Source organism: Streptomyces sp. NPDC003023, from assembly GCF_042888225.1.
Taxonomy (GTDB): Bacteria; Actinomycetota; Actinomycetes; order Streptomycetales; family Streptomycetaceae; genus Streptomyces.
On sequence record NZ_JBIAPL010000001.1, the window covers coordinates 453,962 to 478,556 of the forward strand.

At 72.6% G+C, this 24,595-nt stretch carries 23 protein-coding genes; 10 read left to right on the forward strand and 13 right to left on the reverse strand.

Going from position 1 to position 24,595, the window contains the following annotated elements; genetic code table 11:
- Window positions 1–53 precede the first annotated feature (53 nt).
- Together ACFYV1_RS01655 and ACFYV1_RS01660 are read right to left on the reverse strand one after the other, a co-directional pair.
- The gene (locus ACFYV1_RS01655) at window positions 54–716 is read right to left on the reverse strand and encodes a response regulator transcription factor (protein WP_005310513.1); all 663 of its coding nucleotides are present in this window, start codon (window positions 714–716) and stop codon (window positions 54–56) included.
- A 253-nt stretch (window positions 717–969) separates the two neighbouring features.
- A complete protein-coding gene (locus ACFYV1_RS01660) occupies window positions 970–1,653 on the reverse strand; it encodes a DUF3000 domain-containing protein (protein ID WP_389393326.1) in 684 nt (227 codons plus the stop codon).
- A gap of 92 nt (window positions 1,654–1,745) precedes the next feature.
- On the opposite strand from ACFYV1_RS01660, the gene hemE reads away from it, so the two are divergent.
- A complete protein-coding gene (gene hemE / locus ACFYV1_RS01665) occupies window positions 1,746–2,810 on the forward strand; it encodes a uroporphyrinogen decarboxylase (protein WP_389393327.1) in 1,065 nt (354 codons plus the stop codon).
- Between the two features lie 184 nt (window positions 2,811–2,994).
- On the opposite strand, the gene ACFYV1_RS01670 is transcribed toward hemE, so the two are convergent.
- Together ACFYV1_RS01670 and ACFYV1_RS01675 are read right to left on the reverse strand one after the other, a co-directional pair.
- Window positions 2,995–4,377 carry an FAD-dependent oxidoreductase gene (locus ACFYV1_RS01670; protein ID WP_389393328.1) on the reverse strand — a complete coding sequence of 461 codons (1,383 nt, stop codon included), beginning with the start codon at window positions 4,375–4,377 and terminating at the stop codon, window positions 2,995–2,997.
- 28 nt (window positions 4,378–4,405) lie between these two features.
- On the reverse strand, window positions 4,406–5,365 hold the full coding sequence (locus ACFYV1_RS01675; protein ID WP_389393329.1) for a DUF4349 domain-containing protein: 960 nt from the start codon (window positions 5,363–5,365) through the stop codon (window positions 4,406–4,408).
- Between the two features lie 130 nt (window positions 5,366–5,495).
- Here ACFYV1_RS01675 and hemG point away from each other — a divergent pair, with 130 nt between their 5' ends.
- A complete protein-coding gene (hemG, locus tag ACFYV1_RS01680) occupies window positions 5,496–6,923 on the forward strand; it encodes a protoporphyrinogen oxidase (protein ID WP_389393330.1) in 1,428 nt (475 codons plus the stop codon).
- 4 nt (window positions 6,924–6,927) lie between these two features.
- On the forward strand, window positions 6,928–7,641 hold the full coding sequence (gene hemQ, locus ACFYV1_RS01685; protein WP_389393331.1) for a hydrogen peroxide-dependent heme synthase: 714 nt from the start codon (window positions 6,928–6,930) through the stop codon (window positions 7,639–7,641).
- A 76-nt stretch (window positions 7,642–7,717) separates the two neighbouring features.
- On the opposite strand, the gene ACFYV1_RS01690 is transcribed toward hemQ, so the two are convergent.
- The 5 genes from ACFYV1_RS01690 to ACFYV1_RS01710 form a co-directional block, all read right to left on the reverse strand.
- Window positions 7,718–9,319: an alpha/beta hydrolase gene (locus ACFYV1_RS01690; protein WP_389393332.1), complete on the reverse strand. Its 1,602-nt coding sequence runs from the start codon at window positions 9,317–9,319 to the stop codon at window positions 7,718–7,720.
- A 127-nt stretch (window positions 9,320–9,446) separates the two neighbouring features.
- Window positions 9,447–10,448 carry a TIGR04222 domain-containing membrane protein gene (locus ACFYV1_RS01695; protein WP_389393333.1) on the reverse strand — a complete coding sequence of 334 codons (1,002 nt, stop codon included), beginning with the start codon at window positions 10,446–10,448 and terminating at the stop codon, window positions 9,447–9,449.
- Window positions 10,449–10,453: 5 nt separating this feature from the next.
- On the reverse strand, window positions 10,454–11,902 hold the full coding sequence (locus ACFYV1_RS01700; RefSeq protein ID WP_389393334.1) for a DUF692 family multinuclear iron-containing protein: 1,449 nt from the start codon (window positions 11,900–11,902) through the stop codon (window positions 10,454–10,456).
- Between the two features lie 146 nt (window positions 11,903–12,048).
- On the reverse strand, window positions 12,049–12,837 hold the full coding sequence (locus ACFYV1_RS01705) for a DUF4142 domain-containing protein (protein WP_389393335.1): 789 nt from the start codon (window positions 12,835–12,837) through the stop codon (window positions 12,049–12,051).
- Window positions 12,838–13,028: 191 nt separating this feature from the next.
- Entirely contained in the window at window positions 13,029–13,790 is a 762-nt protein-coding gene (locus ACFYV1_RS01710; protein ID WP_389393336.1) for a peptidyl-tRNA hydrolase, read from the reverse strand.
- A gap of 71 nt (window positions 13,791–13,861) precedes the next feature.
- Here ACFYV1_RS01710 and ACFYV1_RS01715 point away from each other — a divergent pair, with 71 nt between their 5' ends.
- Genes ACFYV1_RS01715 through ACFYV1_RS01730 form a run of 4 tightly spaced genes read left to right on the forward strand, consistent with a single transcriptional unit; the run spans window position 13,862 to window position 16,348 of the window.
- Window positions 13,862–14,539: an AIM24 family protein gene (locus tag ACFYV1_RS01715; protein ID WP_389393337.1), complete on the forward strand. Its 678-nt coding sequence runs from the start codon at window positions 13,862–13,864 to the stop codon at window positions 14,537–14,539.
- 11 nt (window positions 14,540–14,550) lie between these two features.
- Complete coding sequence (locus ACFYV1_RS01720; protein WP_389394543.1) at window positions 14,551–15,429, forward strand: ATP-binding cassette domain-containing protein; 879 nt, start codon at window positions 14,551–14,553, stop codon at window positions 15,427–15,429.
- Window positions 15,426–16,121: an ABC transporter gene (locus ACFYV1_RS01725; protein WP_389393338.1), complete on the forward strand. Its 696-nt coding sequence runs from the start codon at window positions 15,426–15,428 to the stop codon at window positions 16,119–16,121. The genes ACFYV1_RS01720 and ACFYV1_RS01725 overlap by 4 nt, the downstream gene beginning before the upstream one ends.
- A gap of 32 nt (window positions 16,122–16,153) precedes the next feature.
- Window positions 16,154–16,348: a hypothetical protein gene (locus ACFYV1_RS01730; RefSeq protein ID WP_389393339.1), complete on the forward strand. Its 195-nt coding sequence runs from the start codon at window positions 16,154–16,156 to the stop codon at window positions 16,346–16,348.
- A gap of 11 nt (window positions 16,349–16,359) precedes the next feature.
- Here ACFYV1_RS01730 and ACFYV1_RS01735 read toward each other — a convergent pair whose 3' ends face one another.
- Window positions 16,360–17,241 (reverse strand): polysaccharide deacetylase family protein, encoded by an 882-nt coding sequence (locus ACFYV1_RS01735; RefSeq protein WP_389393340.1) that lies wholly within the window; start codon window positions 17,239–17,241, stop codon window positions 16,360–16,362.
- Between the two features lie 174 nt (window positions 17,242–17,415).
- Between ACFYV1_RS01735 and ACFYV1_RS01740 the strand changes: the two genes are divergently transcribed.
- Window positions 17,416–17,910 (forward strand): cupin domain-containing protein, encoded by a 495-nt coding sequence (locus ACFYV1_RS01740; RefSeq protein ID WP_389393341.1) that lies wholly within the window; start codon window positions 17,416–17,418, stop codon window positions 17,908–17,910.
- 160 nt (window positions 17,911–18,070) lie between these two features.
- Complete coding sequence (locus tag ACFYV1_RS01745; protein WP_389393342.1) at window positions 18,071–19,315, forward strand: S1 family peptidase; 1,245 nt, start codon at window positions 18,071–18,073, stop codon at window positions 19,313–19,315.
- Between the two features lie 66 nt (window positions 19,316–19,381).
- On the opposite strand, the gene ACFYV1_RS01750 is transcribed toward ACFYV1_RS01745, so the two are convergent.
- From ACFYV1_RS01750 to ACFYV1_RS01760, 3 genes are read right to left on the reverse strand one after another with little or no spacing between them, the layout of a single operon-like run.
- Window positions 19,382–21,706: an FtsX-like permease family protein gene (locus ACFYV1_RS01750; RefSeq protein WP_389393343.1), complete on the reverse strand. Its 2,325-nt coding sequence runs from the start codon at window positions 21,704–21,706 to the stop codon at window positions 19,382–19,384.
- Between the two features lie 2 nt (window positions 21,707–21,708).
- Window positions 21,709–22,536, reverse strand: a complete 828-nt coding sequence (locus ACFYV1_RS01755) for an ABC transporter ATP-binding protein (protein ID WP_389393344.1) — start codon at window positions 22,534–22,536, stop codon at window positions 21,709–21,711.
- Window positions 22,533–23,039 (reverse strand): PadR family transcriptional regulator, encoded by a 507-nt coding sequence (locus tag ACFYV1_RS01760; RefSeq protein WP_389393345.1) that lies wholly within the window; start codon window positions 23,037–23,039, stop codon window positions 22,533–22,535. The genes ACFYV1_RS01755 and ACFYV1_RS01760 overlap by 4 nt, the downstream gene beginning before the upstream one ends.
- Window positions 23,040–23,208: 169 nt before the next feature.
- Between ACFYV1_RS01760 and ACFYV1_RS01765 the strand changes: the two genes are divergently transcribed.
- Window positions 23,209–24,480 carry an ABC transporter substrate-binding protein gene (locus tag ACFYV1_RS01765; RefSeq protein WP_389393346.1) on the forward strand — a complete coding sequence of 424 codons (1,272 nt, stop codon included), beginning with the start codon at window positions 23,209–23,211 and terminating at the stop codon, window positions 24,478–24,480.
- Window positions 24,481–24,595: the final 115 nt, after the last annotated feature.

A 24,595-nucleotide genomic window follows, 5' to 3' on the forward strand; every position in this document is an offset into this window, starting at 1 on the left:
GGCGCCCGTCGACGGAACGTTCCGTCGACGGGCGCGTATGGAATGCGAAGCCGTCAGTGGATGATTCCGGTGCGCAGTGCCACGGCCACCATCCCGGCGCGGTCGCCCGTGCCCAGCTTGCGTGCGATGCGTGCGAGGTGACTCTTGACGGTCAGCGCGGACAGCCCCATCGAGACGCCGATCGCCTTGTTGGACTGGCCCTCCGCCACGAGGCGCAGTACTTCGACCTCGCGGCCGGAGAGCTCGCGGTAGCCGCCCGGGTGGCTCGGGGCACCCGGGGGGCGGCGGTGCATACGGTTCGCCGCGGCGCCGATGGGGGCGGCGCCGGGGCGGGTGGGGTGGCCGATGTTGGTACGGGTGCCGGTGACGACATAGCCCTTCACGCCGCCGGCGAGCGCGTTGCGCACCGCGCCGATGTCGTCGGCGGCGGACAGTGCCAGGCCGTTGGGCCAGCCTGCCGCGCGGGTCTCGGACAGCAGGGTCAGCCCGGAACCGTCGGGCAGGTGGACGTCGGCAACGCAGATGTCGCGCGGGTTGCCGACGCGGGGGCGGGCCTCCGCGATGGACGACGCCTCGATCACGTCACGGACCCCGAGTGCCCACAGGTGGCGGGTGACGGTGGAACGGACACGCGGGTCGGCCACGACGACCATGGCCGTCGGCTTGTTCGGGCGGTAGGCGACCAGGCTTGCGGGCTGCTCGAGAAGAACGGACACCAGGCCTCCTGGAAAGGTGCGGGACGCCGGCTGGGGGGAAGGAAGCCGGGGCGAACCGTGCAGTTGGGTCATTGACCTCTTCGGCACCGAACCCGTCCGCCTTTAGAGAATGATCACGATTTGGTGAGTAATTATCGGGGCAATTCGGACAGGCGATCGATCATCCTACGAGCGAACCGTTCAAGTGGGCCCTACGGGTGAACACACGGGAACGGCCGCGCCCATCCTCACAGGGGGCGCGGCCGTCCTCGGCTCAGGGCTGTTGCGGACCGCGGCGCTGCGGAAGGGTCACCACGCCCGTCGCGTTGTCCGCGGGACCGGCCGGTGACGGGGGCAGCCCGGCGACCTGGCAGAGCAGATCGCACCAGGCCGCGAGGTGTGCGGCCGAGTCCGGAACACCCCCCGGCCCCTCCCTCGGGGTCCATGACGCGCGGATCTCGATCTGGGTCGCGGGACGGCGCTCGGCGAGTCCACCGAAATAGTGAGACCCCGCGCGGGTGACGGTGCCACTCGGCTCCCCGTACGACAGCCCGCGCGCCTCCAGCGCGCCCGTCAACCACGACCAGCAGACCTCGGGAAGCAGCGGGTCCGCCGCCATCTCCGGCTCCAGTTCGGCGCGCACCAGCGTCACCAGCCGGAACGTCCCGTGCCACGCCTCGTGGCCGGCGGGCTCGTGCAGCAGAACGAGGCGCCCATCCGCGAGGTCGTCCTCGCCGTCGACGACCGCCGCCTCCAGTGCGTAAGCGTGCGGTGCGAGCCGCTGCGGAGGCCGCGTCGGATCGATCTCGATCTCCGGCCGCGTCCGGGCCGACCTCAGTGCCTCGACCGCCTGCCGGAACGCGCGTGGGACGGCACCTGGTTCCGCACTCGGATCGGCGCTCCCCTTGTCGTCAGCGCTTTTGGAATGATCGGAAAAATGTCCCTGAGCCGCAGCCATGCGGGGAAGAGTAGGCGGAACGCGCGCTTCGCGCAGGGAGGGACACCCATGCCGGGGCAGGCACTTCCCGCGCACATGCGAAGATTCAGTGCGTGAGCGCCAACCACAGCCCCTCGGGCCACCACTCGAAGACGTACGACTCCGCTTTCATGAAGGCGTGCCGCCGTGAGCCGGTGCCGCACACGCCGGTCTGGTTCATGCGTCAGGCGGGCCGCTCACTGCCCGAGTACCTCAAGGTCCGTGAGGGCATCCCGATGCTCGAGTCGTGCATGCGGCCCGAGCTCGTCACCGAGATCACGCTGCAGCCGGTGCGCCGGCACAAGGTGGACGCCGCGATCTACTTCAGCGACATCGTGGTGCCGCTGAAGGCGATCGGTGTCGACCTCGACATCAAGCCGGGGGTGGGCCCGGTCATCGCGGACCCGATCCGTACGCGGGCCGACCTGGCACGGCTGCGGGACCTGACGCCGGACGACGTCTCGTACGTGACCGAGGCGATCGGAATGCTGACCGGTGAGCTGGGGTCCACGCCGCTGATCGGTTTCGCGGGCGCGCCGTTCACCCTCGCCAGCTACCTCGTGGAGGGCGGTCCCTCGCGCAACCACGAGAACACCAAGGCCATGATGTACGGCGACCCGCAGCTGTGGGCCGACCTGCTGGACCGCCTCGCGGAGATCACCTCCGCCTTCCTCAAGGTCCAGATCGAGGCGGGCGCGTCCGCCGTGCAGCTCTTCGACTCGTGGGTCGGCGCGCTGGCTCCCGCGGACTACCGGCGCTCCGTGATGCCCGCGTCGACGAAGGTCTTCGAGTCCGTCGCCTCCTACGGCGTCCCGCGCATCCACTTCGGCGTGGGTACGGGCGAGCTGCTGGGCCTGATGAGCGAGGCGGGCGCGGACGTGGTCGGCGTCGACTGGCGCGTCCCGCTCGACGAGGCCGTGCGCAGGGTCGGACCCGGCAAGGCGCTGCAGGGAAACCTGGACCCGGCGGTCCTCTTCTCCTCGCCCGAGGCCGTGCGCGTGAAGACCCGCGAGGTGCTGGACGCCGCGGCGGGCCTGGAGGGTCACATCTTCAACCTGGGCCACGGCGTCCTGCCGACGACGAACCCGGACGCACTGACGCGCCTGGTCGCCGACGTCCACGAGTCGACCGCACGCTAGTGCCCCTCCCGGCAGGCTCCGCCCTGTCGTGACGCTCCTTCACGGGCAGACATCGCCGGTCACGGCACCAGGTTTCACAGGGGACGGCCGCACCGTCCCCGCCGACCCGACCGTCGCTCGCGCGCGAGCGGTTCCCCGACCTGTGGGCGGAGGAACCGCTCGACGCGGAAACGGAGCCGGCGCGTCACGACCCCGTTTCCCGGACCGCCGCCGTGGCCTTTCTGGCCGCCACCAGGACCGGGTCCCAGACGGGGGAGAACGGCGGGGCGTAGCCGAGGTCGAGGGCCGTCATCTGCTCGACCGTCATGCCCGCCGTCAGGGCGACGGCCGCGATGTCCACCCGCTTGCCCGCGCCCTCGCGGCCCACGATCTGGACGCCCAGGAGGCGGCCGGTGCGGCGTTCCGCGAGCATCTTGACCTTCATCGGGGCCGCGCCGGGGAAGTAGCCGGCCCGGCTCGTCGACTCGATGGTCACGCTCACGTACCGCAGGCCCACCGCGCGGGCGTCCCTCTCGCGCAGACCGGTGCGGGCGATCTCCAGTTCGCAGATCTTGCTGACGGCCGTGCCGACGACGCCCGGGAAGGTTCCGTAACCGCCGCCCGCGTTCGCGCCGATGATCTGGCCGTGCTTGTTGGCGTGCGTGCCGAGCGCGATATGGCGTTCGCGGCCGGAGACGAGGTCGAGAACCTCGACGCAGTCGCCGCCCGCCCAGATGTTCTCGTGCCCGCGGACACGCATCGCCAGGTCGGTGAGCAGACCGCCGTGGTCGCCGAGCGGAAGTCCGGCCGCGCGGGCGAGTGTCGTCTCCGGTTCGACGCCGATACCGAGGACGACCACGTCCGCCGGGTACTCGGCGTCGTCGGTCGCGACCGCCCGGACCCGGCCGTCGTCGCCGGTGAGGATCGCGGTGACGGCCTTGCCCGAGACCGTGGTGATGCCCATGCCGGTCATCGCCTCGTGGACCAGCCGGCCCATGTCGGGGTCGAGGGTGGCCATCGGCTGCTCGCCGCGGTTGACGAGCGTGACCTCGTAGTCGTGCTTGATGAGCGCTTCCGCCATCTCGACGCCGATGTAGCCGGCGCCGACGACGACCGCGCGCCGTCCCTCGGTACGGGAGAGGGTGTCGAGCAGCGCCTGGCCGTCGTCGAGGGTCTGCACGCCGTGCACACCGGGGGCGTCGATGCCCGGGATCCCGGGGCGCACGGGCCGGGCGCCGGTGGCGACCACCAGCTTGTCGTAGCCGGTCCAGGACTCGGAGCCGCTTGCCAGGTCGCGGGCGCGCACCCGGCCGCCCGCCACGTCGATCTCCGTCACCTCGGTGCGCATCCGCAGGTCGATGGCGCGCTCGCGGTGCTCCTCGGGTGTGCGGGCGATCAGCTCGTCGCGATCGCCGACGTCGCCGCTCACCCAGTACGGGATGCCGCACGCCGAGAACGAACTGAAGTTGCCGCGCTCGAACGCGACGATCTCCAGTTCGTCCGGCCCTTTCATCCTGCGTGCCTGCGATGCGGCGGACATGCCCGCCGCATCGCCCCCGATGATCACGAGATGTTCGGTAGATCCCATGGGGAACACGCTACGGGGAAGGGGCTGTTCAGTCCTGCGTCGCCGACGGTCCGGCGTGCGCGGCCGGAGGTTCGGCGTGCGGGGCCGGGCGCCTGCGCAGCCGGGGCCGTACGAGCCACCGCCACGCCGCGTGGAGCACCGCACCCACCGCCGCGAACGGCGCGACCGCCCCGAGCACGACCGCCAGCCACCGCAGGGTCGTGACAAGCGCGGCCCAGCCACCACCGAGCGCGTCCAGGAAGCCGGGGTCGTCGTCCTTCTCCGAGGGCTCCTCCCGCTCCATCTCCAACAGCGTCAGCGTGATCGTCGCCAGCGAGGTGCGGTCCTTCAGGGACGCCTGCTGCGCGAGGAGCGACTCCAGGTCCGCCTGACGGCTGCTCAGCTCCCTCTCCAGCGTGACGACGTCGGACAGGCTCGTCGCCCGCTCCATCAGCTCCCGCACCCTTGCCACGCTCGCCCGCTGCGTCGCGATGCGGCTCTCCACGTCCACCACCTTGTCGGTGACGTCCTCGGCGCCGGCCTTGCGGGACAACAGCTTCCCCGCGCCCGCCAGTTCGGCCAGCACGGCGTCGTACCGCTCCTGCGGGACGCGCAGCACGACCTGCGAGCTCACATGGGTCTCGTCGACGCGTTCCGTGGTCTCGTTCTCCACGTGACCGCCGGCGTCCAGGGCCGTCGTACGGGCGGCGGCGAGTGCCTTCGTGGCGTTCGCGACCTCCACTTCGAGCGTGGCGGTCCGGATGACGTGGGCCTTCTGCGCGGCGGACGGCTTCGCGGCGCCCTCGCCCTTGCGGCCGTCGGCCGCCGCTCCTGTCGCGGCCTCGTCAGCCGCGTAGCCGGAGCCCGCCGCCCCCTCGGCGGCCTCCCGCTCCGCGGGTCTCGCCGCGCTCTTCGCGTCGCCGGAGGAGTCGGAAGCACCGGCCCCGCAGCCGGCCAGGCCGAGCGAGGCGGTGAGAACAAGTACGGCGAACGTGCGTCCTGGACGCATGCGGGCCCCCCGGGGGAAGTGTGCTGACGAATCGCCGGTTCGACGTACGGGGCCCCGCCCGGGGTTGCCCGAATCCGGTCCCGAAGCGGTCACGGTCGGGACTCGGAACGGCGTTTGAGAGAGTTGGACCATGAACGTGGACACACCAGCGCGTCACGTCGTGGTCGTCGGGGGCGGCATCGCCGGTCTCGCCGCCGCGCACCGGCTGCTCGCCTCCGGCGTGCGCGTCACCCTGCTTGAGGCCACCGACCGGGTCGGCGGCAAGCTGCGATCGGGGGAGATCGAGGGCGTACGCGTGGACCTGGGCGCCGAGTCGATGCTCGCCCGCCGTACGGAGGGCACCGGCCTCGCCCGCGCCGTCGGCCTCGGCGACCGCCTCGAACCGCCGGCCACCGCCATCTCCGCCGTGTGGACCCAGGGCGCCCTGCGACCCATGCCCAAGGGCCATGTGATGGGCGTGCCGGGCGACGCCTCCGCGCTGGCCGGGCTGCTCTCGCCCGAAGGGCTCGCCCGCATCGGGCAGGAGAAGGACCTGCCGCCGGCCGAGGTCGGCGACGACGTGGCCGTCGGCGCGTACGTGGCGGAGCGCCTCGGCCGTGAGGTCGTCGACCGGCTCGTGGAACCGCTGCTGGGCGGCGTGTACGCGGGAGACGCCTACCGCATCTCGATGCGGGCGGCCGTGCCCCAGCTGTTCGAGGCCGCCAGGGCTCACGGCTCGCTGCTCGACGGCGTGCGCGACATCCAGGCCAGGGCCGCGGGGCGGCAGACCGGCGGACCGGTCTTCATGGGCCTCGCCGGCGGCATCGGCACACTGCCGGGCGCCGTCGCGGAGTCCGTGCGCGCCCAGGGCGGTGACATCCGCACGCGGACGCCCGTACTCGGCCTGGCGCGAACCGCCGCCGGCTGGCGCGTCCGCACCGACCGGCAGACGCTCACCGCCGACGCCGTCGTGCTGGCGACGCCCGCGTGGTCCGCCTCCGCGCTCCTCACCGACGAGTCGCCGACCGCGGCGGCCGAGCTCGGGCGGGTCGAGTACGCCTCCATGGCGCTGGTGACCATGGCGTTCCGGCGTGCCGACGTGGCCGGCATGCCGGCCGGCAGCGGCTTCCTCGTCCCGCCCGTCGAGGGCCGCACCATCAAGGCGTCCACGTTCTCTTCGAACAAGTGGAGCTGGGTCGGACGGGGCGCGGGCGACCTGTTCGTGCTGCGCACCTCCGTCGGCCGTTACGGCGAGGAGCAGGCCCTGGAACGCGAGGACGCCGAGCTCGTCGACGTCTCCCTGACCGATCTCGGCGCGGCCGTCGGGCTCACCGCCAGGCCGGTCGCGGCGGAGGTCACCCGATGGACCGGCGGCCTGCCCCAGTACCCCGTCGGCCACCTCGCGCGCGTCGCCCGGGTCCGTGACGAGGTCGCGAAGCTGCCCGGTCTGCGGGTGTGCGGCGCCGTGTACGACGGTGTCGGCATTCCCGCCTGCATCGCGAGCGGACAGCGCGCCGCGGACGAGATCCTCGCCACGCCGACCCTGGCGCGGGGCACGGAACCCGAGGCGGGACAATAGCCGTATGAGTGCGCCAGAAAAGATCCCGAACGCAGGCAAGAAGGCCAAGGACCTCAACGAGGTCATCCGGTACACGCTGTGGTCCGTCTTCAAGCTGCGCGATGTGCTGCCCGAGAACCGCTCCGGCTACGCCGAAGAGGTCCAGGAGCTGTTCGACCAGCTCGCCGCCAAGGACGTCACCGTGCGCGGCACGTACGACGTCTCCGGGCTGCGCGCCGACGCCGACGTGATGATCTGGTGGCACGCTGAGACCGCGGACGAACTGCAGGACGCGTACAACCGCTTCCGCCGCACCCGCCTCGGCCGCGCCCTCGACCCGGTCTGGTCGAACATGGCGCTGCACCGCCCCGCCGAGTTCAACAAGTCGCACATCCCGGCCTTCCTGGCCGACGAGACGCCGCGCGACTACATCTCGGTGTACCCGTTCGTGCGCTCCTACGACTGGTACCTGCTGCCCGACGAGGACCGTCGCCGGATGCTCGCCGACCACGGCAAGATGGCCCGTGGCTACCCGGACGTCCGCGCGAACACGGTCGCCTCGTTCTCGCTCGGCGACTACGAGTGGATCCTGGCCTTCGAGGCGGACGAGCTGTACCGCATCGTGGACCTGATGCGTCACCTGCGCGCCTCAGAGGCGCGTATGCACGTGCGCGAGGAGGTTCCGTTCTACACCGGCCGCCGCAAGGATGTGGCGGACCTGGTGGCCGGGCTGGCGTAGCGTTTCCCCAATAACCTGACGGCCGGGTTTCCGCATCGCCTGTGCGGAAACCCAGCCGTCCATGTGACCCGGAAGATCAGACGGTGTGCGGCAGCTTCCGCTGCTCAGCACGCCGGTCCAGCGACACCGGGTCCGGCTCCGGGTGCGGCGCGCATGATGCGCGCCGCACCGGCGTCTCACCCCGCAGCAGATAGTCCTCCAAGTAGTCGTTGACGCAGGTGTTGCTGCCGCCGCCGATGCCGTGCGTGCCCGCGTCCTCCTCCGTGATCAGCACGGAGCCCGCCAGCCGGCGCTGCAGCCGCAGAGCTCCCGCGTACGGTGTGGCCGCGTCCCGCTCGGCGGCGAGGATCAGCGTCGTGGGCAGCTCTCCCGGCGCGGTGCGGACGTCCAGCGGCTCCTGCCTCGGCGCGGACCAGAACGCGCACGGCAGGTTCATCCAGGCGTTGTCCCAGGTCTCGAACGGCGCGCGCTGCGCCAGCAGCGTGTTGTCGAGGTCCCAGGTCAGCCAGTCCTCCGGCCAGGGGGCGTCGTTGCACTCGACCGCCGTGTACACGGCGTTGCCGTTCTCGGCGGACTTCGCACTCCCCGGGTCGGGAGCCGCCTGGGCGATCAGCGGCTTCGGGTTTCCCTTCAGGTACTCGGACAACGCGTCGGCCCGCAGCGGCCAGTAGCCGTCGTAGTAGCCGGTGCCCAGGAACGCGGCATGGAGCTGGCCGGGCCCCACCTTCCCGCCGGCGGGTTCCTTCGCGAGCCGGGCGCGTGCCTCCTCGTAGCTGCGTGCGACGTCATCGGCGGTCGCACCGAGCCCGTACGCCTTGTCGTGCTTGGCCACCCAGGTACGGAAGTCGGCCCACCTGCTCTCGAAGGCCTCCGACTGCTCCAGGTTGTTGCGGTACCAGATCTGCTCGGGGTCCGGGTCGACCGCGGAGTCGAAGACCATGCGGCGGACGTGGGACGGGAACATCGTCGCGTACAGGGCGCCGAAGTAGGTGCCGTACGAGGCGCCCATGAAGGTCAGCTTCTTCTCGCCGAGGGCCGCCCGCAGGACGTCGAGGTCGCGGGCGTTGTTCAGCGAGGTGTAGTGGCGCAGCGCCGGCCCGTTCCGGTCCGCGCAGCCCTGCGCGTACGCCCGCGCCTGCGCGATCCGCTCCTTCTTGTGCGAGAGGGAGGGATGGGTCGGGGCCTGGGTGGGCGCCTTGAGGAAGTCCTTCGGGTCCTGGCACGACAGCGGGGCTGACCGGCCGACGCCGCGGGGCGCGTACCCCACCATGTCGTAGGCCTTTGCGATCCGCTTCCACTCGGGCACCTCGACCGCCAGCGGGAAGGACATGCTGGAGGCGCCGGGGCCACCGGGGTTGTAGACGAGGGCGCCCTGCCGCTCGGCCTTCCCCCCGGTCGCCTCCGCGCGGCTGACGGTCAGCCGGATCCGAGGCCCCGAAGGGTCGGCGTAGTCGAGCGGGACCTCGACGGTGCCGCACTCGACGGAGTCGGGAAGCTGTTCGACGGCGGGGCAGCGGCCGAAGTCGACACCGGCCGCGGCGGCACGCTCGGCAGCCACCGCCGTGCCGCGGGACTCGGCGTCGGCGGTGGTCGTTCCGTCGGCGGGAGCGACGGCGACCGAGGTGAGGACCAAGGAGCTGAGGCCCGCCACGGCCCCGTACTTCGCGGATCTTCTCATCGCGTTCCCTTCGTGCGCGGGCCGGCCGGCAGCGGCCACAGGACGAAAGGGATCTTTGGCAGGGGCGGATCGCGAAGTAAAGCACCGGCTCGGCGGTGTCGGGGTCTATGACCCCGATGCCGGTCCGTCAGTCGCCGCCACCGCCTCCACCGCCGCCGCAGCTGGAACCCCCGCTCGAACCGCCGCCGCAGCTCGAACCCGATCCGCCGGAACCGCCGCAGCTCGAGCCGCCGCCGGAGCCGCCGCAGCCACCGGAACCCCCGCAGCCCCCGGAGGAACCCCCGGAGTCGGAGGACGATCCGGCGCACCACACGGGCTCGACGCCCACGAGGTGGAAGTCGGCCGACGAGGAGCCGCCGCGCGCGGGCGGCGCCGTACGGAACCGGGCCGCGGCGTTCAGCTGCGCCTGCAGCCCCGGATCCTGCACACCGCGAGGGCCGTACCGGGCCACCCGCTCGGCCGGTGTCCGCGGCTGCGCATGCAGGGTCCGGTACAGGCGCAGCGCCCTGAGCCCCGCCGGTGTGACACGACGACGGGCACGGCCCGCCTGCAGAGCACCGATCACGGCGCCGGCCACCAGAGCCGGGAGGACCACGAACACGAAGGGCAGCGTCGGATCGTAGGAGGCGTCGCCCACAACCTCGACGACGGTGATCACGAACGCGAGCGGCAGGCCGACCGCACAGAGCACGGCCTGGGTCCTGCCCCAGGTGCGCAGCCGGGTACCGCTGCCGGGCGGTGTCATCAGGCCGCGGGCGGCGAGCACGTCGCCGATCTCCTGCACCGCGGCGCTGCGCATCGTCCGGAGCCGTACGACGTGCAGCGCCCCGTTCGGAGCGGCCGCCAGCTCGGCGAAGACCGCGCGCTCCACCGGGTCGTGGGCGGCCGGCCGCAGCACGGAGAGCACGCCGGGCCCGCCGACGGCGATCCGGCCGTCCGCGTGCAGCGCGGCGAGCGCGGCGTCGACGGCCCGGCCCGGGCCGCCCGCCAGGAAGGCCACCTCGTAGACATCGTGCACATGCGCCGCCGTGGAGGGGCCGGAGGGCCGCGCGGCGGAGACCTTGACGATCAGCAGGACGGACGAGACGCCGACAGCGATGTACACGGCGAGAGCGAGGAGTGTCGTCATGCCGTTCACCTCCCCACGAGTGCGGCACGGGCCGCCCGGACCATACGGGACGCTCTGCGCGGCGGCCGCGGAGCGGTCCGCTCCTGCCACCAGAGCGTCAGCCTGCGACGGGCCCGGACGTCGTCCGCCGGCCGGCCGGCGGCCAGCAGGTGCTCGGCGAACTCCAGGGCGTCGCGCCGGTACCCGGCGTGCATGGGACGGTTCGCGGCGTACGCGAGGAACGCGGGACGGTAGCCCGTGCCGAGGATCTCCGGCAGCTCGGGCGCGACCTTCGCGACGACGTCGGCCCGCTTGGCGGTGAGCGCACGGCGCTGTACGCGCAGGCGGCGGGCGTCGAAGCCCTCGGGGGCGGGGGTTTCGGCGACCAGCGCGGACAGCAGCGCGGCCTGGGCGAGCGCCACGCGTTGGCGGGGCGCCCCCTCCACCGCCGCCGGAGTGGCGGCACCCGTACCCGGGTGGGTGGGGGCGGTCTCCGGCGAGGCGGATCCGAGCGACTGGGGCCGCTGCGCGGAACCTGTCCCCTCCCCGCTTCTTCCCGGAACCGGGGCGGGCTCAGGACCCCTTGCCTCGCTTCGCGCGGTGGCTTCGAACACCGGCCGGGCAGGCTTGCGCCCCGTGACACCGGCCCTGCCCCCGCCCGTCGTCAACGTCCTGCGGATCGTGTCCAGTTCACGCTCCAGCTCCGCCGCGGGCGGGAAGTCGTCGTCGCGCTCCAGCAGCACCCCCGGCGGGTCGACCCTGGCCCGGAGGTCCGCCAGCACGTCCAGCACCGGCTGGGTGACCGGGTGGGCGTGCGTGTCGTGCCAGACGCCGTCGCGTTCGACGCCGCCCGCGACATGGACGTACGCGATCGCCTCGACCGGGAGTTCGTCCAGCGCCGCGGACGGGTCCTCCCCCCTGTTGACGTGGTTCGTGTGGAGGTTGGCCACGTCGATCAGCAGCCGTACCCCCGTCCGTTCGACGAGTTCCGCGAGGAACTGGCCCTCGGTGAGCTCCTCGCCCGGCCAGGAGATCAGCGCCGCGATGTTCTCCAGCGCCAGCGGCACGGGGAGCGAGTCCTGCGCGACGCGCACGTTCTCGCACAGCACCTCCAGCGCGTCCCAGGTGCGGGGGACGGGCAGCAGGTGGCCGGCCTCCAGCGCGGCGGAGGCGGTCAGCGCACCGCCCGCCCGTACGAACGCGATGTGCTCCGTGACGAGCGGCGCGCCCAGTGCCTCGGCGCGCTCGGCCAGATCGGCCAGGCGCTGCTTCGACGGCCGGTCCGCGCCGCCGAGTCCGAGCGAGACGCCGTGCGGGATCACACGGATGCCGCGCGAGCGCAGCCGCGTCAGCGCGGGCGGCAGATGGCCGGGGCAGACGTTCTCCGCGACGACCTCGACCCAGTCGAGTTCCGGCAGTCGTTCCACCGTGTCCGAGATCTCCGGGCGCCAGCCGATTCCGATACCGAGTTCCATGCTCCCCCTCCTCCGCTCGTCCACGCACCGCGTGTGACGGTGCCAGGGTCATGACCCCTGGGAGACGCGGTGAATCCGTCGGAGGGGACGTTCAGAGGTTGATTTGAGGTTCCGGCCGCGGTGGCCGGAACCTCGCGTCGGTGCCGTCACCCGGCGGGGATCGGGTCCTGCGGATCCGGGCGGTCGGTGTTGACCGCGGTCGGCGCACCCGGCTGCGGTGTGGGGAGGGACGTGAACGACTGGTCGCCCGTCGGCACGGCCGCCGACGGCGACGGAGGCAGGTTGCCGTCCGGCGGCGGCGGGCCGCTCGGGCTGGCCGTCGCTCCCGCCGCCTCGCCGTCCGCGATGGCGTCGAAATCGACCCGGCCGGTCTGCTCGAGCATGGTGATGTGGTCGAGCACCGTCTGGTTGGCGTCCGTCGCGAGCTGTCGTATGAGTGTGTTCCGGGTGGTGTGCCTGACCTCGGCGATCAGCGCGAAGACCTTGCCGTGCGCGGTACGCAGGAGCTGGGCGAACTTGCGCTCGTACTCCTCGCCCTGTGCCGCGGAGAGCTCCCGCAGCCAGCCCTGCTGCTGCTCGGTCGGCTGGTTGGGCAGCTCCACGCCGAGCTGCGCCGCGACGATCCGCGCCCGCTTGTCCAGGTCGGTGTGGCCGACGACGAGGTGGTCGCCCGCGGCCTTGACGGCCTCCGTGGGCGCGCGTTCGATGGCCTGCTGCCCTGCGGGCAGTTCCCACAGCCCGGCGAGCCGCACCTTGACGAGGAAGTCGCGGTCGGTGGCGGACAGCGGGCCCCACTGTGTCGCCACACTCGAGGCGTTGAGATTGTCCTGACCGGTGCCGGAACGGTCGGCGTAGGACCACACGGGGAAGGCGAGTGCGCCGACCGTGACGACCAGGGCCGCGATGATGAGTGCTGTTCCGTTGATGCGCCGCAACAATGTGCCTCCAGAGCCGATGCGTTACACGGCAACCAACCGCCAACTGAATGGCCGGTCAGCCCGCCGGCCGACTGCCGGTCGAACTTAGCCGGTCAAACTACTGGGCGGTACCCGGAAGTACGCGGCCGGGGGCCGTGTTGTTCAACGGACCGCACGTCCGGATGCGCACCAGAGGACACACCTGAGGCTCAACGGACGGCACGCCCCCGCAGCGACGGATGGTCGGCGACGACCGTGCACGAGCCGGGAGCGATCTCCGTGAAGCCCGCGTCGCGCACGACCGGCAGGCCGCCCGCCGTGAGCGCGCCCCAGTGTGCCGGTTCCGCCGTGCGGACCGACAGCGCGAAGCCCGATTCGCGCCATGCCGCACGGTCCGTCTCCGACAGGTCGAACCACGCGAGTTGGGCGCCGTGACCGGACTGCGCCATGGCCTTGCCGGCCGACATCTCGAGTTCGGGGCTCAGCCACAGGACGGGGTGTGCCGGGTCGGGGGCGGCGGGCGGCTCCGGGTCGTCGAGTTCCGTGCCGGACACCTGGAGCTTGGCCAGTTCCCTGGGCCAGCCGTCGAGCGGGACGGGCGGGAAGACCCGTACCTCCGCGGGCATCCGGCCCGCCTCGTCGGTGCTCCGGCCCGTCACCGTGATGCCGGGCAGGGTGGTCGCCTTGCGCCACTCCGCGCCCCGCGCCCGTCGCACGACCTTGCGGATCCGGGTGTCCTGCCAGTCCCGCATCGCCCGGGCCCACTCTCCGTCGCCGGTGGAGCGCTCGTCGGCGAGGATTTCCAGCACCGCTCGTGCGGCCGTCTCCAGGGCGTCCGTACGGACCGGCGGTGCCGTCTTCTCGATGCGCACCACCAGCGGAAGCACGAACTGCGGTGCCGCGTCACGGGACGTCCGCGCGTGGCCGAAGGGGCTGTCGGACGAGATTTCACGGGGTTCTTCGCTGCTCACGCGGCCAGTCTGCCAGCAGCCGGGCGGAGGGATGTTGGCGGAATGGATCCCTCCGGGCGACGATGCATCCCATGAAGAGCGATCTTTTCTCCACGGAGAACATGGCACAGCAGGCCACCGTGCCCGGAATGACGCTGCAGAACTCGAAGTCGATCAAATACGCGGTCAACGGCGAGATGCACGCACGGCAGGGCTCGATGATCGCCTTCCGGGGCAATCTCCAGTTCGAACGCAAGGGCCAGGGCATCGGCGGGATGCTCAAGCGCGCCGTCACCGGCGAGGGCCTGCCGCTGATGGCCGTCCGCGGTCAGGGCGAGGCGTGGTTCGCGCACGAGGCGGCCAACTGCTTCATCGTCGACATCGAGCAGGGCGACGCGCTGACCATAAACGGCCGCAACGTGCTCTGCTTCGACCCGACGCTGTCGTACGAGATCAAGACGGTCAAGGGCGCCGGCATGACCGGCGGCGGCCTGTTCAACAGCCTCTTCACCGGCTACGGAAAGCTCGGCGTCATCTGCGACGGCAGCCCGATCGTCATTCCGGTCTCCCACCAGCAACCGGTCTTCGTCGACACGGACGCCGTCGTCGGCTGGAGTGCCCATCTGCACACCTCGCTGCACCGCTCGCAGTCCGTCGGCTCCATGATCCGCGGCGGTTCGGGCGAAGCGGTGCAGCTCAAGCTGGAGGGCGAGGGCTTCGTGATCGTCCGGCCGAGCGAGCTCAGCCCGCAGAAGGCGGCGCAGAGCTGACGGCGGCCGCGCTGGAACTCCGGCAGGTCGGCCGCCGGTACGGCCTCCGCGGCCCGTGGGTGCTGCGTGGGGTCGACCTCGTCCTGTGCCCGGGCAGCCTGGTCCGGGTGCAGGGCGCGAACGGCAGCGGCAAGTCGACGCTGCTGAGACTGCTCGCGGGCATCGACGCCCCGACCGAGGGCCGGATCACCGGCCGCCCCCGCACGGCCCACGTACCCGAACGCTTCCCCGCCGCCCTTCCGTTCACGGCGGTCGGCTATCTGACGCACCTCGGCCGCATCCACGGCATGGGACGGCGGGCCGCGGCCGACGGTGCCGCCGAGTGGCTCGAACGCCTCGGGGCCGCGACCCACGCCCGTACCCCGCTCGGCGAACTCTCCAAGGGCACCAGCCAGAAGGTCGCCGTGGCGCAGGCGCTGCTCGCCGAGCCGCGACTGCTGGTGCTCGACGAGGCGTGGACCGGTCTGGACGCCGCGGCGCGCGAGCAGTTCGACCTGGCGGTCGCGGAGCGGGTCGCGGCAGGGGCGGCCGTCGTGTACGTCGACCACGACCCGCGCCGCCTGGCAGGCGCGGCCGACGCCGTGTTCCACGTACGGGACGGCACGCTGGAGCAGCGGCCGGCCGACCGTCCCTCGCCGGAACGGCCACCGGGGCCGCCTGTCCGGATCGTGGCGGTAAGGCCCCCCGGCGCCCCGGTGCCCGGCGATCTGCCCGGCTACCCGGAGCACACCGCGGGCGAGGACGGCGGCACCGTGCTGACCGTCGAGGCCGTGTACTCGGACGCGCTGCTGCGGGCGCTCCTGACCGCCCGCCCGCCGTGGCACATCCGGCAGGTGGACGTGGCCGCCGTGACGGCCGCCCGTCCGACCGGACAGGACACGACCGCATGACCGCACTCCTCGGCTACCACCTCGCCATGCTGCTGCGCTCCCAGCGCTGGCTGCCGCCTGTGCTGCTGTACTTCGCCGCCCTCGGTGTGGGCGTCCAGAGCGGCGGACCGGTCCTGGACTCCCTCGGCTGGACGGCCGCCGCACTGCTGCCGGCCACGGCCTGGCTCGTGCGGGTCTGCGCCACGCAGGAGCCGGCGGCCGCGCGCAGCGTCACGGCCGCGGCCGGCGGCGCGCGCCGCGCCCATCTGGCCTCGCTGATCACCGCTGGTGTCTGTGCGGCAGTGCTGGGGGCGGTGGCCGTGGCCGTCGTCACGCTGATCAGCGATCCGGCGAGCGCCGACCACCGGGTCGCGGTGCCACGGCCGTCCGCTGCGGCCGCCGGGCTTCTCGCCGCCGCGGTGTGCGTACTGCTGGGGACGGCGGTCGGCGCCCTGTGCACCAGGCCGCTGCTGCACGCACGCGGCTGGTCGCTGACGGCAACGGCGTTGCTGGCGCTGCTGGCCCTGGTCGTCGGCGGATCGCCCGCCAGGTACGCGGTGACCTGCCTGGTCACGGGCTCGCGGACCGGGACGGTGACGCTGCCGCTGGTGTCCCTGCTCGCTGCGGCGGTGCTCGCGGCCGCGGCGGTCGGCCTCGCGTCCGCACTGGCGCCCCTGCGCGATGCGGACGGTGGGAGAGCCGCGAGCCCGTGAACCTGTCCGGTCACAGCACTAGAATCGTATGTATGGACGAGCACGAGCCGTACCGCGGGACCGCGGAGCACACGGTGGCCGAGCCGGCCACGGCAACGGCCGATGAGCCTTTCGCCGAATGCGTACTGTGCCGTGAGCCGACCGAGTACCCGGCGTCGGTCAAGGGCGCGCCGCTGTGCCCGGTCTGCGAGTGGCGCGAGGCGGAGCGCACGGCCTGTTCCGGCTGATCGCCTGCTGACTATCCCCGCATGAGCTCGGAGACCTTGACGAACCGGTAGCCGCGCCGGCGGAGTTCGGGCACGATGCGGCGGACCGCCGCCTCGGTGGCGGGCGCGGCGCTCAGGGTGCAGTGCATGACGACCAGCGAACCGGGCCGCACTCCGTCCAGCACCTGCTCGGCGACGGCGTTCGCGTCCGAGGCGAACGCGTCCCCGCTGACGACGTCCCACTGCACCGCGGTGACCCCGGCCGGGGCGACGGCGCGCAGCGCCGCGTCGTCGTAACAGCCGCCGGGGAAGCGGAAGTACGGCACCACATTGCGTGCGCCGGCCTTCTCGAACGCGGCGAAGGCCCGCCGGACGTCGCCGAGCATGTCCTCCGCGCCGACCTCGGGGAGCCCGTAGCAGGGGGAACTGAAGGCGTGGTGGCTGTAGGAGTGGTTCCCGATCTCGAAGAGGGGGTCGGTGCCGAGGGCCTTGGCCTGGGCCGGGTACTCCTCGGCCCAGCGGCCCGTCATGAAGACGGTGGACGGGACCTTCAGCTGCCGCAGGGCGTCGATCAGGGCCGGGTTGTCGAACCGTTCGCCGCGTGCGGCGCGCTGCCCCTGGCCGGCGGTCATGTCGGCGTCGAAGGTCAGGGCCACCGTCCTGTCCGCCGTGGCCGGGTCCGCGGCGCTTCGTGCGAACACCGGGGCGAGTCCGCCGGGTCCGGGAGCCATGGTCGGGGCGGCGGCGGGGGCGGCCGGGGTGGCGGGGGAGGAGGAGGCGGAGGGCGGTGCGGGCCGCGGAGCGGTGCCGGGTCCGGGGACGGACGCGGCGCATCCGGCGAGGGCGGCGGCGACGACCGCCAAAGCGGTGGATTTCACTGCGGATCTGGTCACTGACGGAAAATATATGATCATGTGGCCGATGGGCGTCCATGGCGTTCCTGCGTCAGGGTTGCGTTCCCGGGCCGCCTCCACCGGTCACGTCACCGCCTCCACCGGTCACGTACGACGCCACCACCGGTCACGTACATGGATTGCACCGTGCAATGATGTTCCGGCTCCGTGGTCCGCGTGTTCTGGAGGAACGGCATGGCAGTGCCCCCGAAGGCCGGCGTGCTCGCCGGGAAGGCGGATCTGCTCGCCGTTCCCGCCGACCGGGCAGGCGCCGTCTGGCGACTCGATCCCGTCGCGCGCCAACTGGACGCGAACATCGTCCGCCTCCTGCCCGGCACCCGCGGTGTCGTCCATGTGGAGCCGGACCTGGACGTGCTCCTCTGCGTGGTCGAGGGCAGCGGCGAACTGACGACCGCGGGAGAACGGCAGAGCCTGGAGCCCGGCAGTGTGGCCTGGCTGCCGCACGGCGTCGAGCGCGCCGTGTCCGCCGGGCCCGACGGCCTCGCGTACCTCACCGCGCACCGCCGCCGCCCCGGCATGACCATCGGCAGGGCGAGGGTGGTTCCGGAAGCCGCCGAAGGAGGCGACCCGGCCTGCATGCTGAGCCGTGTCTGCCCGGAGTGCGACCGCCCCGCGGAGGATGCCTCGGCGCGTCACTGCAGCCGGTGCGGCGCCCGGCTGCCCTCATGAGCCGTCCCCGCCGGATCTCCTGACGGACTGACGGACGATCGGGCCGCCGATTTCGCGACTGCGATGAGTACAACTCCCGCCCCATCCGTATCAACGGTCGGACGCGTCCCCCGGTCTGCCGTCGGCAGCCGGATTCCGTATCCCCGCAGGAGGCGGCGAGTTGAGTCACAGGCGAATACACAGGCGGAATGCCGTGCTTGCAGGAGCCGGGGCGGTGGGCATCGCGGCGGCTGCCGTGCTGCTGCCCCACGCCAACGCATCACAGTCCGGCTCCGGTTCCACGCCGAAGGGCGAGGCGAGAACGCTGAGTGCGGCGGCCGCCCAGGACCTCGTGTCGAAGCTGGGCCCCGAGCTCGGTGACGCGTATGCGGGTGCGTATTACGACGCACGGAAACAGCAGGTCGTCGTCAACATCAGCGGCGCGGGCGACGACGTGGCCGGCCGGGTCGAGGAAGCCGGCGCCGTGGCGCGGTCCGTCGGGAACAGCATGGGTGAGCTGAGGTCGGCGGCGAACACCCTCGCCCGCGAGGCCACGATCCCCGGTACGGCCTGGGCCGTCGACCCGAGGACCAACAGAGTCCTGGTCACGGCGGACCGCACGGTCACCGGCGACGACTGGAACCGGCTGGAGTCCACCGTCGAGGCGCTGGGCGCGGGAACGGCCCGTATCCGGAAGTCCTCCGGCGAGTACAAGCCCTTTCTGGAGGGCGGCGACGCCATCTTCGGCGGTGGATCGCGGTGTTCCCTCGGCTTCAACGTCACCACCGGGGACGGCCGGCCCGGCTTCCTCACGGCCGGACACTGCGGTGTCGCCGACGACCAGTGGTCGGAGGACCCCAACGGCGCCCCGGTCGGCACGGTCCAGCAGGCGACCTTCCCGGGCGACGGCGACTTCGCCCTCGTCACGTACGACGACCCCGCGACACAGGCCCCGAGTTCGGTCGATCTCGGCAACGGTCAGAACCTGGACATCGCGCGGGCCGATGACGCGGCGGTCGGCCAGGAGGTCTTCCGCATGGGCAGCACCACTGGCCTGAACAGTGGTCAGGTCACCGGTCTGGACGCGACGGTGAACTACCCGGAGGGCACGGTCACCGGCCTCATCCAGACGAACGTGTGCGCGGAGCCGGGTGACAGCGGCGGAGCCATGTTCACCCGCGACGGCACCGCGATCGGCCTGACCTCGGGCGGCAGCGGCGACTGCACCTCGGGCGGCGAGACGTTCTTCCAGCCGGTGACGACGGCGCTGGCGGCGGTCGGCGCGCAGATCGGCGCGGGCGACGGCGGCGGCGCGGGTGACCAGGGACAGGGCCAGGACGGTCAGGACCAGGACCAGGGCCAAGGTCAGAACGGTCAGGACCAGAACGGTCAGGACCAGGAGCAGGGAGGCTTCGGCGGCAACTGAGCCGCGGTCTTTCCCCCCACAGGTCCGGGGAGCGTGCGGAGCTCCGCACGCTCCCCGGACCGCTCGTCAGAGCGTCTCGCTCAGCGAGTCCGCCGGCCGCCGCCGCGCCGTGCGCGCAGCCGGCAGCGAAGCCGCCGCCACCGCCCCCGCCACCGCGCCGGCCACGACCGCCACCAGAACCGGCCACGGCGGCAGATGGGCGATGCCCGCTCCCATCCCGCTCGAACTGCCCTGGGCGTCCACCAGCCACATGCCCGACAGCGCACCGAGCGCGGTTCCCGCCACGGCCGACACCAGCGCCGTCAGTCCGGCGGCGATCACGATGACCGAGCCGATCTGCCGGGGTGTCAGCCCGATCGCCTTCAGCGCGAGCAGGTCCCGTCCCCGGTCGCGTACCCCCGTGCCGATCAGTGTCAGCAGCTCGGTCAGACCGATCAGGGCCAGTACGGCGATCAGGGCCGCGATCACGCCACGCGCGGGTTCCAGCCGGTCCGCCGGGTTGGGCGTCTCACGGATCTCCAGCCCACCGTCCGCCGCCTCGTCGAGCGCCGCCCGCACCGCCCGCGGGTCCGAGCCCTCTGCCAGCACCAGGGCGTGGAATCCGGGCCGGAGCCCCGGGTCGCGTTCCCCGAGCGCGTCGACGGTCGTGGTGATGATCCGCCCGCCCGACTCGGGTTCGATGCTGCGGCCCACGATGTGCAGGATCTGGGGCCGGCCCTCGACCGTCATGCGCACCCAGTCGCCGACGCGTACGCCCAGCAGGTCGAGCAGTCCCTGCCCGGCGACCGCCTCGTCGGCGCCACGGGCGGCCCGGCCCTCTGCCACCGCGGACGGGTACGGGTCCTGTGCGGTGCCGAGCCCGCGCAGCGTGATGGTTCCGGTCTGGCCGGGGACGAGGGCCGCCATCTCGACGCCCGGATGGACGGCGGTGACCTCCGGGACCTCGGCCAGGGTCCGCAGCAGTTGCGCCTCGGTCGGCCCGCCCGGCTGCTGAGCCCGTACGGTCAGTGCGGAGGGCAGCCCCATCTGCGTGGGCCTGCTGCGGAACTGGTCCAGCGTGGACCAGGCGACGAGGGCCACGGTGATCAGCACCAGCGGCAGCGCGAGGCGCCCCACCGCGGCAGCGGTACGGCCCCGGCGCGGGAAGGCGGAGCGCCAGCCGAGCACGAGCGCCGGCGTCACCCGCAGCCCGAGCGCCCGCCGCCCGAGCGCGGTCATCGGCGCGGCGGTCGGCTGGGCCGCGCGGGCCACCGGCACCGGCGGGACCCGGCCGGCGCGCCAGGCGGCGAGCCCGGTCGCCGCCGCGATCAGCAGAATCGCGCCGCACGGCACACCGATCATCAGCGCCGCGTGTCCGGGCAGGTCCTGCCACAGGGCGGCGGCATCCCCGATCCGGCCCGGTATCCGCTTCCCGAGGAGGGCGATGGCCGCCGTCCCCAGAGCGACGCCGAGCAGCGCGAACGCCAGGTGCTGCACCAGGAAGCCGCGGACCACCTGTCCCGGTGTGAACCCGACGGCCTTGAGCACGGCGATGTCCCGCAGTTGTCCGCGGACCCGTGCGCCGATCGCCCCGGACGCGGCGAGCGCGGCGGCCAGCAGCGCGCCGAGCCCGAACACGGCGAAGAGCTGACCGAGCAGCCGGTCGTCGCCCCCGGCGTCCGCCCGTGCCTGCTGCCACTTGGTGACCTGGGCGACGCGGTCGGCGCCCAGCAGGGTCACGGCCCGCTGGACCATGAAGTCGGTGTCGCCGGAGTCCTCCAGCCGCAGCCCCACGCTCTGCCCGGTGTCGCCCGGCGCGACGGTGTCGAGGGTGTCCGGCAGGACCCAGCCGATGCCCGGTCCGCCGCCGGGCCGGTAGTGCGGCTCCGCCGCCTCCGCCACGCCGTTCACGCGCAGGGTGCGTGTCTCGCCGTCCCGCCCGGTGACGCGCACCGTGTCGCCGGGCTCCGCCCACAGCGACCTGGCGACGGAGCTCTCCAGGACGACGGTGCCGGCGGCGCGGTCGGTGTCCACCTGCGTGAGCCAGCTGCCGGAGGTGATCAGCGGCCGTGCCACGTCCGGCGGCCGGATGCCCGCCGCGCGCAGATCGACCGCGGCCCTGGTGCCCCGTGACTCGACGGTGGTGGCGGCGGTCCGGTAGGGGCCGGAGAGCGCGGCGACACCGTCGAGTCCGGACAGTGCGGCCGGGTCGGCCCCCGCCCGGGTCTGCAACCAGATGTGTGCGCCCTGGGACTGGTTGAAGACCCGCTGCCAGGGGTTGGCGGCGTAGCTGAACAGAGCGCCGGCCAGCAGCAGGGAGGCGATGATCCCGGCGCTGGCCAGGACGACGAAGAGGGCCTCGCCGCGGTGTGCGCGGAAGTCGGCGTGCGCCCAGCGCAGGGTGGCCCGCACGGTCACTCCTTCAGTTCGAGAACGCCGGACACCCCGCCGCGCGGCCCGCGGCGTCCGCCGCCGAGCTCCGCGTCGTCGGCGACGCGTCCGTCGAAGAAGCTGATGACGCGGTCGGCGGCACTGGCCATCCGGGCGTCATGGGTGACCATCAGAATGGTCTGCCCGCGCTGGTGGAACCGCGAGAGCAGCCGCAGCACCTCCCGCGTCCCCTTGCTGTCGAGGCTGCCTGCCGGTTCGTCGGCGAGGAGCAGGGCGGGGTGGTTGACCAGGGCGCGGGCGAGCGCGACCCGCTGCTGCTCTCCTCCGGAGAGTTCGCCGGGCATCGCCTTCTCGCGGCCCTCGAGCCCGAGCTCGGCGAGGAGTTCGGCGCGGGAGTCGCGGGCGGCCCGCGGGGAGGCGCCCGCGAGCAGTGCCGGGAGTTCCACGTTGTCGGCGACGGTGAGGTTGGAGACCAGATTGAAGAACTGGAAGACGATGCCGATGCTGCGCCGGCGCAGTACCGCCCACTTGGCCTCGCGGTACTCGTCGACGCGCTGCCCGTCGATCCACAGCTTTCCGCTGTCGGGCCGCTGGAGACCGCCGACCAGGTGCAGCAGCGTCGATTTCCCGGCGCCGGAGGGCCCGGTGACGGCGACGAACTCGCCGGGCCGGACCGTCAGGGCCACACCGCGTACGGCGTGCACGGGCGTGCCTTCGCCGTGGTGCGTCTTGGTCAGGCCCTCGGCGCGCACGATGGGCGCGTTGCCGTGTCCCGTGTCCGGTCCGTCGGCGGAGCGGGCCGGGGGGCCCGGTGCCGCGGCGTGGTCCGAAGCCGCGGTGTCGTCGCTCATTCCAGCTCCTCCTGACAGCGCTCCAGCCAGTCCAGGTCGGCCTGCAGATGCAGCATGGCGCCCTCGATCAGCAGCTGGGAGACCTTGTTGTCGCGGTCCTCGGAGGCGGCCAGCTTGGACAGGTCCCGCATGGTGTTGAGGTACTGCCGCCGCTGTTTGTTGATCAGGGCGATCGGGTCCGCGAGTCCCGACTCGGGCGCGAGGGCGAGCTTCATGAAGAACTCGTCCCGCACCCTCGGCTCGTCCGTGGTCTCCTCGAACCAGGCCTGCACCGCCTCACGCCCGGCGTCGGTCAGCCGGTACGTGCGCTTGTTGGGCCGGCCCGACTGCTCGACGTCCTCGCCGTCGATCAGACCGCTCTTCTCCAGCCGGCCCAGGGTGACGTAGACCTGGCCGACGTTCGGCTGAGGGTACGCGGCACCGAGGAGCTGTTCAAGGTCCTGCTTCAGCTCGTAACCATGCGCGGGGCCACGGGTGAGGAGTGCCAGGAGCGGCAGCCGCACGCGCTCCCCCTCTCTCCCGCTGAGCTGGTTTCCTGTTGGGCAGGCGGTGCTCCTGTGCCCGGTGGCACTCGTCCCGTCTGCCTGGACGTCTAGTATCGCCCATGCCTAACGGGTATATATAGGCCACGATGGTCGGCGGCGCAGCCGGATCGTGCACTGGGAGGAATCTATGCGGTGGATGCGTGCCGCGGGTAGAGGACTCCTGGTCGCGGCGGTGCTGCTCGTCGGCTACGCGGGCTCCGGCGTCGGCGCCGGGCCCGCGGACCCCGGGGGGCGCGGCCCGATGACGCTCGTGACGGCGGGCGATCTGACCGACTATCTCTCGCCACTCCTCGACGACTGGAACAGCGCCCACCCCGGCGAGCGGGTGACCCTGGTCGAACTGCCGGACTCCGCGGACGAGACGCGGGCGCAGATGATCAGTGAACTGCGCTCGGGCAGTGACCGCTTCGACGTGCTGAACATCGATGTGGCGTGGACGTCGGAGTTCGCCGCCGCGGGCTGGATCTCCCCGCTGCGACGCGACCGCTTCCCGCTCGAGAGCTTCCTGCGGCCGGTCGTCGACACCGCCACCTTCGACGGGCGGCTGTACGCGGTTCCGTACGTCACCAACGCCGGACTGCTCTACTACCGCAAGGACGTCCTCGACCGGGCGGGCGAGAAACCGCCGCGTACCTGGGCCGAACTGGCCCGTCAGGCCCGTACGCTCGCCCCCGGGCACGGCCTGGACGGTTACGCCGGCCAGTTCCTGCCCTACGAGGGGTTGACGGTCAACGTCGCGGAGGCCGTGCACTCGGCGGGCGGGTCGATCCTGCGTGACGACGGGGACCGGGTCACCGTGGACTCCGCCGCCGCCCGGGAGGCGCTGACTTTCCTGGCGGACGGGGTGAAGGAGGGCTGGATCCCGCGCGAGGCCCTCGGCTACAAGGAGGAGGAGTCGCGGCAGGCCTTCCAGGACGGCAGGCTGCTCTTCCTCCGCAACTGGCCCTACGTCTACACCGACGCGAGCGCCGAGGACTCGAAGGTCGCGGGGAAGTTCGGCGTGGTGCCGCTGCCCGGGCCCGACGGGCCGGGCACCAGTGTGCTGGGCGGCTCGAACCTCGCCGTCAGCGCTCACTCCCGCAACCCGGCCTCCGCCGCCGACCTGATCGCCTACCTCACCAGCGAACGGGTCCAGCGGCAGGTGCTGACGGAGGGCTCGCTGCCGCCGGTTCGCGCCGCCCTGTACGAGGACCCGGAGCTGGTCAGGGCCCACCCCTATCTGCCGACGCTGCGGCAGAGTGTGCTGTCGGCGGTCCCGCGGCCCAAGAGTGCGCGGTACGACCAGGTGAGCCTCGCCGTGCAGGCGGTGGCGCAGGACGTCATGGCCCAGCGGCAGACGCCCGAGGCGGCGGTGGCGAGGCTCGCGTGCGAGCTCGAGGCGATCTCCCGCAGGGGCTGACCCGCGCCTCCCGCCCTTCCGGTATCTCGAATCAAGGACTCTACTTACATGTTAAGTAGGGTCCTCTCCTTTTCGATCAGCACTTACCGGCGCAAACCACCCCAGCTTTCAACCG

Coding starts and splice junctions, on each gene's coding strand:
- ACFYV1_RS01755 (WP_389393344.1), bottom strand. CDS start 22,536: ATGAGCGACGACACCGCGGCTTCGGACCACGCCGCGGCACCGGGCCCC.
- ACFYV1_RS01675 (WP_389393329.1), bottom strand. CDS start 5,365: ATGCGTCCAGGACGCACGTTCGCCGTACTTGTTCTCACCGCCTCGCTC.
- ACFYV1_RS01735 (WP_389393340.1), bottom strand. CDS start 17,241: ATGATCATATATTTTCCGTCAGTGACCAGATCCGCAGTGAAATCCACC.
- ACFYV1_RS01700 (WP_389393334.1), bottom strand. CDS start 11,902: ATGGAACTCGGTATCGGAATCGGCTGGCGCCCGGAGATCTCGGACACG.
- ACFYV1_RS01765 (WP_389393346.1), top strand. CDS start 23,209: ATGCGGTGGATGCGTGCCGCGGGTAGAGGACTCCTGGTCGCGGCGGTG.
- ACFYV1_RS01690 (WP_389393332.1), bottom strand. CDS start 9,319: ATGAGAAGATCCGCGAAGTACGGGGCCGTGGCGGGCCTCAGCTCCTTG.
- ACFYV1_RS01725 (WP_389393338.1), top strand. CDS start 15,426: ATGACCGCACTCCTCGGCTACCACCTCGCCATGCTGCTGCGCTCCCAG.
- ACFYV1_RS01740 (WP_389393341.1), top strand. CDS start 17,416: ATGGCAGTGCCCCCGAAGGCCGGCGTGCTCGCCGGGAAGGCGGATCTG.
- hemQ (WP_389393331.1), top strand. CDS start 6,928: ATGAGTGCGCCAGAAAAGATCCCGAACGCAGGCAAGAAGGCCAAGGAC.
- ACFYV1_RS01670 (WP_389393328.1), bottom strand. CDS start 4,377: ATGGGATCTACCGAACATCTCGTGATCATCGGGGGCGATGCGGCGGGC.
- ACFYV1_RS01695 (WP_389393333.1), bottom strand. CDS start 10,448: ATGACGACACTCCTCGCTCTCGCCGTGTACATCGCTGTCGGCGTCTCG.
- ACFYV1_RS01730 (WP_389393339.1), top strand. CDS start 16,154: ATGGACGAGCACGAGCCGTACCGCGGGACCGCGGAGCACACGGTGGCC.
- ACFYV1_RS01660 (WP_389393326.1), bottom strand. CDS start 1,653: ATGGCTGCGGCTCAGGGACATTTTTCCGATCATTCCAAAAGCGCTGAC.
- hemG (WP_389393330.1), top strand. CDS start 5,496: ATGAACGTGGACACACCAGCGCGTCACGTCGTGGTCGTCGGGGGCGGC.
- ACFYV1_RS01715 (WP_389393337.1), top strand. CDS start 13,862: ATGAAGAGCGATCTTTTCTCCACGGAGAACATGGCACAGCAGGCCACC.